The 6,924-nt window shown below is 68.0% G+C and carries 7 protein-coding genes; 3 read left to right on the top strand and 4 right to left on the bottom strand.

Annotation, left to right across the window (positions count from 1 at the left end; genetic code table 11):
• The coding region (locus tag ENN83_RS16550) for an aminotransferase class I/II-fold pyridoxal phosphate-dependent enzyme (RefSeq protein ID WP_287188905.1) at window positions 1-511 on the bottom strand (511 nt) is incomplete at its 3' end.
• Between the two features lie 60 nt (window positions 512-571).
• On the opposite strand from ENN83_RS16550, the gene ENN83_RS16545 reads away from it, so the two are divergent.
• From ENN83_RS16545 to ENN83_RS16535, 3 genes are all read left to right on the top strand, one after another.
• Entirely contained in the window at window positions 572-1,909 is a 1,338-nt protein-coding gene (locus tag ENN83_RS16545) for a M48 family metalloprotease (RefSeq protein WP_287188904.1), read from the top strand.
• On the top strand, window positions 1,906-2,631 hold the full coding sequence (locus ENN83_RS16540; protein ID WP_287188903.1) for a thioredoxin domain-containing protein: 726 nt from the start codon (window positions 1,906-1,908) through the stop codon (window positions 2,629-2,631). The genes ENN83_RS16545 and ENN83_RS16540 overlap by 4 nt, the downstream gene beginning before the upstream one ends.
• 80 nt (window positions 2,632-2,711) lie before the next feature.
• Window positions 2,712-3,458, top strand: coding sequence for a DsbA family protein (locus ENN83_RS16535; RefSeq protein WP_287188901.1), 747 nt, complete (start codon window positions 2,712-2,714; stop codon window positions 3,456-3,458).
• Between the two features lie 82 nt (window positions 3,459-3,540).
• On the opposite strand, the gene ispG is transcribed toward ENN83_RS16535, so the two are convergent.
• The 3 genes from ispG to hemA all read right to left on the bottom strand — a co-directional run.
• Window positions 3,541-4,677, bottom strand: coding sequence for a flavodoxin-dependent (E)-4-hydroxy-3-methylbut-2-enyl-diphosphate synthase (ispG, locus tag ENN83_RS16530; RefSeq protein ID WP_287188898.1), 1,137 nt, complete (start codon window positions 4,675-4,677; stop codon window positions 3,541-3,543).
• A gap of 87 nt (window positions 4,678-4,764) precedes the next feature.
• Complete coding sequence (locus ENN83_RS16525) at window positions 4,765-5,958, bottom strand: helix-turn-helix domain-containing protein (protein ID WP_287188896.1); 1,194 nt, start codon at window positions 5,956-5,958, stop codon at window positions 4,765-4,767.
• Window positions 5,959-6,075: 117 nt separating this feature from the next.
• The coding region (hemA, locus tag ENN83_RS16520; protein ID WP_287188894.1) for a 5-aminolevulinate synthase at window positions 6,076-6,924 on the bottom strand (849 nt) is incomplete at its 5' end.

Raw genomic sequence — 6,924 nt, 5'->3', positions numbered from 1 at the left:
TCGGATTGGCGGGCGAGGCGACCAGCAGCCCGTCGAGATCGGTGGGCAGATCCGCGGGCACCGGCTGATAACGGTGCTGCGCCTCGGTGCCGATCATCACGGTTTGCAGCCCCAGCGCCTGAAGGATCGCCTTGTAGGACGGATAGCCCGGCGCGCCGATCCCCACCCGCGCGCCCACGTCGAACAGCGCGGTGAAGGCCAGCGTGAAGCCGCCCGACGAGCCCGGCGTGATCACCACCCGCTCGGGGTTCAGATCGACGCCATACCAGTCGCCGTAAAGCCGCGCGATGCGGGCGCGCAGCGCGGGCAGGCCCAGCCCCACGGTATAGCCGAGCGGCCCCGTCTCCATCGCCTGCGCCAACTCAGCCCGCGCAGCGGCGGGGGCAGGCGTGCCGGGCTGGCCGACCTCCATATGGATGATGTGCCGGCCCGCGGCCTCGGCCCGGGCGGCGGCGGCCATCACGTCCATCACGATGAAGGGATCGACATCGCCGCGGCTTGAAACCCTCATGCCCGACTCCTTAGGGTGCCTGTGATGCAGGCTTTCTTCCAGCGCGGGGGAACAACGTCAATGGCAGCCATCCGGCATGTCCTCGGGCTGGCGCTGGCGCTGACGCTTGCCCTTGCCCCGCTTGTCGCCCGCGCGCAGGGCCTGATCCGTGATGCCGAGATCGAACATGCGCTGCGCCAGCTTGCCCAGCCGCTGGCCGCCGAGGCGGGGATCAGCCCCTCGGCGCTGCGCGTCCTGCTGATCGCGGATGACAGGCTGAACGCCTTTGTCGCCGACGGACAGACGATCCTGATCAATTCGGGGCTGGTTCTGCGGCTGGAAAGCGCCGCCCAGCTTCAGGCGGTGATCGCGCACGAGATCGCGCATATCGCGAACGGCCATATCACCCGCAGGCTGACGAACATGCGCAGCGCGCAATCGGCCGCGGCCTTGGGGCTGATGATGTCGCTGGCGATGGGGGCGGCCACCGGCAGCGGCGAGGCGAGCACGGGGCTGGTCATGGGCACGGCCTCGTCGGCGCAACGATTGTTCTTTGCCCATACCCGCGCAGAGGAAGCCTCGGCCGATCAGGCCGGGCTGCGCTACATGGCAAGGGCGGGTGTCGATCCGCAGGCGATGGTTGAGGTGCTGGAACTGTTCCGCGGCCAGGAGGCGCTGAGTTCAAGCCGCCAGGACCCCTATGTGCGCACCCACCCGTTGACCGCCGAGCGCATTCGCGCACTGAAGGGATATGCCGCGGCCTATGGCGGGCAGGCTACGGGCAACGAGACGGCGGAATACTGGTTCGCCCGCGCCAAGGGCAAGCTGGGGGCATTCCTGCAGAACCCGCGCTACACGCTCCGGCGGGCCGAGCGCGACCAGAGCACGATCGGGATGATGCGCCGTGCCGTCGCCCATCACCGCACTCCCGCCCCCGACAAGGCGCTGGCCGAGATGGAAAGGCTTGAGGCGGCGCGGCCGAACGATCCCTATGTGCATGAGCTCAAGGGCCAGATCCTGCTGGAATCCCGCCGCGTTGGACCCGCGGTCAATGCCTATGCCCGCGCCGCCGCGCTTGCCCCGAACGAGCCCCTGATCCTTGCAGGCCATGGCCGCGCGCTTCTGGCGCTGGAAACCGCCGAGGGCAACCGGCAGGCGCTGGCGGTGCTGGAACGGGCGCGCGGCCGCGATCCCTACGATCCACGCATGCTGCGCGATCTGGCGCTGGCCTATGCGCGGGCAGGAAATAACGGCATGGCCTCGGTCGCGACGGCCGAACGCTATGCGCTGGGCGGGCGGATGGACACGGCCGCAACGCACGCGACGCGAGCGGCGGGGCTGTTGCCGCGCGGCTCGCCCGGATGGTTGCGGGCGCAGGACGTGCTGAGTGCCGCCGAAAGCGCGGGGCGCAAGCGGTGAGGGTTGGGCTTGCGCTGGCGCTTGCCGTCCTGCCCCTGGCTGCTGCGGCATCGGGTCTGGACCCCGCGGCACGGGCGGCCTTTCACGCCGAGATCCGCGCCTATCTGCTGGAGCATCCCGAACTGATCGACGAGGTGCTGGTCGAGGCCGAGCGGCAGCGGCAGGCAGACGCCGTCTCGGGCGATCTTGCCCTGATCGAGGCGCATCGCGCCGTATTGTTCGACGCCTCGGACGACTGGACCGGCGGCAACCCCGAAGGCGATGTGACGGTGGTGGCCTTTGTCGATTACGCCTGCGACCGCTGCGGTCCCGCGCTGGCGGCGGCCCGCGCGCTGGCGGCCAGCGATCCGGGCCTGCGCCTTGTGGTCAAGGACGCGCCCGGCCCGGGTGGAGAGTCCGCCGCGCGGTTTGCCCGGGCGGTGCTGGCGCTGGCCGGGCCCGACGCCTATGCGCGCGCGCAGGACGCGCTGTTTGCGGCACCGGAGATGCAGCCTGACACGCTGGACGGAATCGCCCGCGCGCTGGGACTCGACCCCGCGGCGGTCGCCGACCGGATGGCCGATCCCGGGATCGCGGCCGCCCTTGCCGTCAACCGCGCGCTTCTGGATGCACTCGACCTTGGGACGGCGCCTGCCTATGTGTTCGAGCGCAGCCTTGTGCGGGGCGATCTGCCCGAGGTGGCGCTGGCCGCCATCGCGCAGGCGATGCGCCGCAAGAATTGAGCCGAACGGTCGAAAATGACCATTGGCCTGCGCCGCGCGATGTGCTGCAACGGGAACGACCCGGAAATGGAGATTGCCAGATGACCCGCCTGCCCGCCGCCGCCCTGCTGAGCCTTGGCCTTGCCCTGCCCGCCCAGGGCTTCGACCTTGCCGCGATGTCCGAGGCCGAGCGCGAGATGTTCCGCGCAGAGGTGCGCAGCTACCTGATGGAGAACCCCGAGGTCCTGATGGAGGCGATCGGCGTGCTGGAACAGCGCCAGGCCGAGGCGCAGACGGCGAATGACGAGGCGCTGGTCCGGGTCAACGCGGCCGAGATCTTCGAGGACGACCATTCCTGGGTCGGTGGCAATCCCGAGGGTGACATCACGCTGGTCGAGTTCGTCGATTACCGCTGTGGCTATTGCCGCCGTGCCCATGACGACGTGGCCGAACTGGTCTCCAGCGACGGGAATATCCGCCTGGTGATGAAGGAATTCCCGATCCTGGGCGACCAGTCGGTGCTGTCCGCCCGCTTCGCCGTGGCGACGCTGCAGATCGCCGGACCGGATGCCTACGAGCGGGCGCATGACGCGCTGATCAACTTCCGCGGCAACATCACCGAGGAAAGCCTTGCGCAGCTTGCGGCCACTCTGGGGCTGGACGGCGCCGCCATCATGGAGCGCATGAATTCGCCCGAGGTCGACGCGGTGCTGGCCGCGAACCAGAGCCTTGCCCAGCGGCTGCAGATCTCGGGCACGCCGACCTTCATCCTCGGGCCGCAGATGCTGCGGGGCTACATGCCGCTGGAAGGGATGCGCCAGGTCGTGGCCGGGCTCCGCGAGAACTGATCCCCGGCGCCCGCAGCGGGGGCGGGCCGGGACCATCCGCTTCTCCTGACAGCGGTCGTGGGATCGTGGCAGGCGGCGGGCGTTACTCCGCCGCCTCCGCCTCCGATGCGGCGCGGGCGGCCTCGATTTCGGCGGCCTTGCGTTCCACCTGCTCGACGATGTGCTCGATCATCTGGTCACTCGCGATCCGGTGATCCTGCTTGCCGGCGAGATAGACCATGCCATGCCCGGCCCCGCCGCCGGTGAAGCCGACATCGGTCATCAGCGCCTCGCCCGGGCCGTTCACCACGCAGCCGATGATCGACAGGCTCATCGGGGTCTTGATGTGTTCCAGCCGCTTTTCCAGCACCTCGACGGTCTTGATCACGTCAAAGCCCTGCCGCGCGCAGGAGGGGCAGGAGATGATGTTGACGCCGCGATGGCGCAGGCCCAGCGATTTCAGGATCTCGAAGCCGACCTTGACCTCTTCGACCGGGTCGGCCGAGAGCGAGACGCGGATCGTGTCGCCGATCCCCGACCACAGCAGGTTGCCCAGCCCGATGGCCGACTTGATCGTGCCTGACACGAATCCGCCCGCCTCGGTGATGCCCAGATGGATCGGCGCATCCGTCGCCTCGGCAATGCCCTGATAGGCGGCGGCGGCAAGGAAGACGTCGGACGCCTTCACGGAAATCTTGAACTCGAAGAAATCATTGTCCTCGAGAATGCGGATATGGTCGAGCGCGCTTTCGACCATCGCCTCAGGGCAAGGCTCGCCATACTTGTCGAGAAGGTGCTTTTCCAGCGAGCCCGCATTCACCCCGATCCGCATCGAACAGCCGTGATCGCGGGCGGCCGCGATGACCTCGCGCACGCGTTGCTCGTCGCCGATATTGCCCGGGTTGATCCGCAGGCAGGCCGCGCCCGCCTCGGCCGCCTCGATGCCGCGCTTGTAGTGGAAATGGATGTCGGCCACGATCGGCACCGGGCTTTCGGCGACGATCTCCTTCAGCGCCCTGGACGACCCCTCGTCAGGGATCGAGATGCGCACGATATCGGCGCCCGCCTCGGCCGCGCGCTGGACCTGCTCTATCGTGCCGCGGATGTCGGTGGTGACCGTGTTGGTCATGGTCTGAACGGAGATCGGCGCGGCGCCCCCTACGGCAACGGAGCCCACATGGATCTGGCGGGACTTGCGGCGTTCGATATGGCACCAGGGGCGCACGGCATGCAGCGACATCGGGTTATCCTGTCCGCGGAGAGAGTGATTTCGCTCCATGGATAAAGGATTGGCCGAGTCGCCGCAACGCGCCCTGATGCGCGGGCGTCATTCGGTCCCGCTGCCGTCCCCGTTCATCGCAAGGGCCACCGCCAGATCGGGATCGGCGCCGACATTGGCGATCTGGAACCGCTCGGTCAGCGCCTCGGCGGACAGTTCGACATTCCGGGCGACCTGGGCGCCGGGGGCGGCCGGGCCGTAGGTCTGGCCGTTCACCGCGAAATAGACGGCCCCCGAATTGCCCGCCCGCAGCCGCGCCGGCTGGTCGGTGTCGGGCAGGACATAGCGTTCGCCCGCATCGAGGATCTTTTCCAGCAGGACCGATCCATCCGCCGCCGACACCCGGACCCAGGCGGGGCGGACCGCGATGATCGCCACCTCGGGCAATTGCGACTCGGCCACGACCTGCACCTGACCGGGCTTGGCGGGTTCGGGTCGCTCGGCAGAGCTGTCCGAGGCAAACCGCTGTTCGGCCGGGCGCCCGGCGACCAGAACCCCGACCTCGCCCGGATCGAGCGTGGCGATGGGGCCATCGCGCGGCACCAGGACGGGACGGTCCAGCACCTGCGGGCGGTAGAGCCGATCCAGCGCCTCGGTCGTGGGCGGGGTCATCGGCGCTTCGGCCAGAACGGCCCCGTCGGTCGTGGCCAGCGGGTCCACATCGGCCAGAAGCCCGGGCTGGTGGTCGAGCGGGGCCAGCTTGACCTGCTGGATCTGCTGCAACACCGACCAGCCGCCATAGCCCAGCACGGCCATGAGGGCCAGAAGGACCGCCAGCGAACCGATGGCGCCGGGTTCGATCCGCGACAGGAACGCCTCGCCGCGGGGCACGAAAATGGTATTGGGATCGGCCAGCGGATCGCGCAGCTCGGTCGGCTTGCGGCGCTGCGCGGGTTTCGGCGTGGTGGCGGCCGGGCTCATGCCGTGCACGGTGGCGAAATTGCCCTCTTCGCAGAACCGACGATACGCCCATTCCGGATCAAGCCCCAGATAGCGGGCATAGGACCGGACATAGCCCGCGATGAAGCCGGGGGTCTCGAAGGCAGTGGGATCGGCGTTCTCGATGGCGGCGATATAGGTCGCGCGGATCTTCAACTGGCGCTGGACATCCAGAAGCGACTTGCCCAGCGTTGCACGTTCGCCGCGCATGACATCGCCCAGACGCAACTCGTAGGAGTCGAACCCCTTGGGTATGTCCTGAGAGCCCTCAGCCGCGATGCGCGACTGCCTGCGCCTGATCATCAAAACCGTCCCGTGCCTGCCTGTGTTGCCTCAGGTGAGGCGGCGACCCAAGGGAATCGCCACCTTCCATATTGCAAACTATCACAAGCGCGGGAGTGCTGCACCCGCAGAACGTGATCAGGCCGTAAGCTCGGCGCGATTCAGCGCACAATGCGACCAGTATTCGTTCATCGCGCGGACCAGCAGGTCCATCTGCTCCTGCGTATGCACCGGCGAGGGCGTGAAGCGCAGCCGCTCGGTGCCGCGGGGCACGGTGGGGAAGTTGATCGGCTGGACATAGATGCCGTAAAATTCAAGCAGCTTGTCCGAGATCAGCTTGGTGTGGACCGGGTCGCCCACGATCACCGGCACGATGTGGCTGCCATGGTCGATCACCGGCATCCCCAGCCCCTTGAACCGGGCCTTGAGCACGCGGGCGCGATCCTGATGCTTTTCGCGCAGGCGGGTGTCGCTCTTGAGGAACCGCACCGAGGCCGCAGCGCCAGCCGCCACGGCGGGCGGCAGCGAGGTCGAGAAGATGAAGCCCGGCGCGTAAGAGCGCACCGCGTCGCACATCTTGGCCGAAGCCGCGATGTAGCCGCCGAACACGCCATAGGCCTTGGCCAGCGTGCCGTTGATGATGTCGATCCGGTGCATGAGGTTGTCGCGCTCGGCCACGCCGGCGCCGCGGGGGCCATACATGCCGACGGCGTGAACCTCGTCGATATAGGTCAGCGCGTCGAACTCGTCGGCAAGATCGCAGATTTCCTCGATCGGGCCGAAATCGCCATCCATCGAATAGACCGATTCAAAGGCGATCAGGATCGGCCGCCCCTTCTCGATCTTCTCGAGGATCTCGCGCAAATGCGCGACATCGTTGTGGCGGAAGATGTGCTTTTCGCAACGCCCGCGCCGGATGCCCTGGATCATCGAGGCGTGGTTCAGTTCGTCCGAGACGATCACGAGGTTGGGAAACAGGACCGGCAG

The organism is Rhodovulum sp., from assembly GCF_011048875.1.
Classification (GTDB): domain Bacteria; phylum Pseudomonadota; class Alphaproteobacteria; order Rhodobacterales; family Rhodobacteraceae; genus Rhodovulum; species Rhodovulum tesquicola.
The sequence above is the reverse complement of the archived record's forward strand: the minus strand, read 5'-3'. Positions and strand labels throughout refer to the sequence as shown.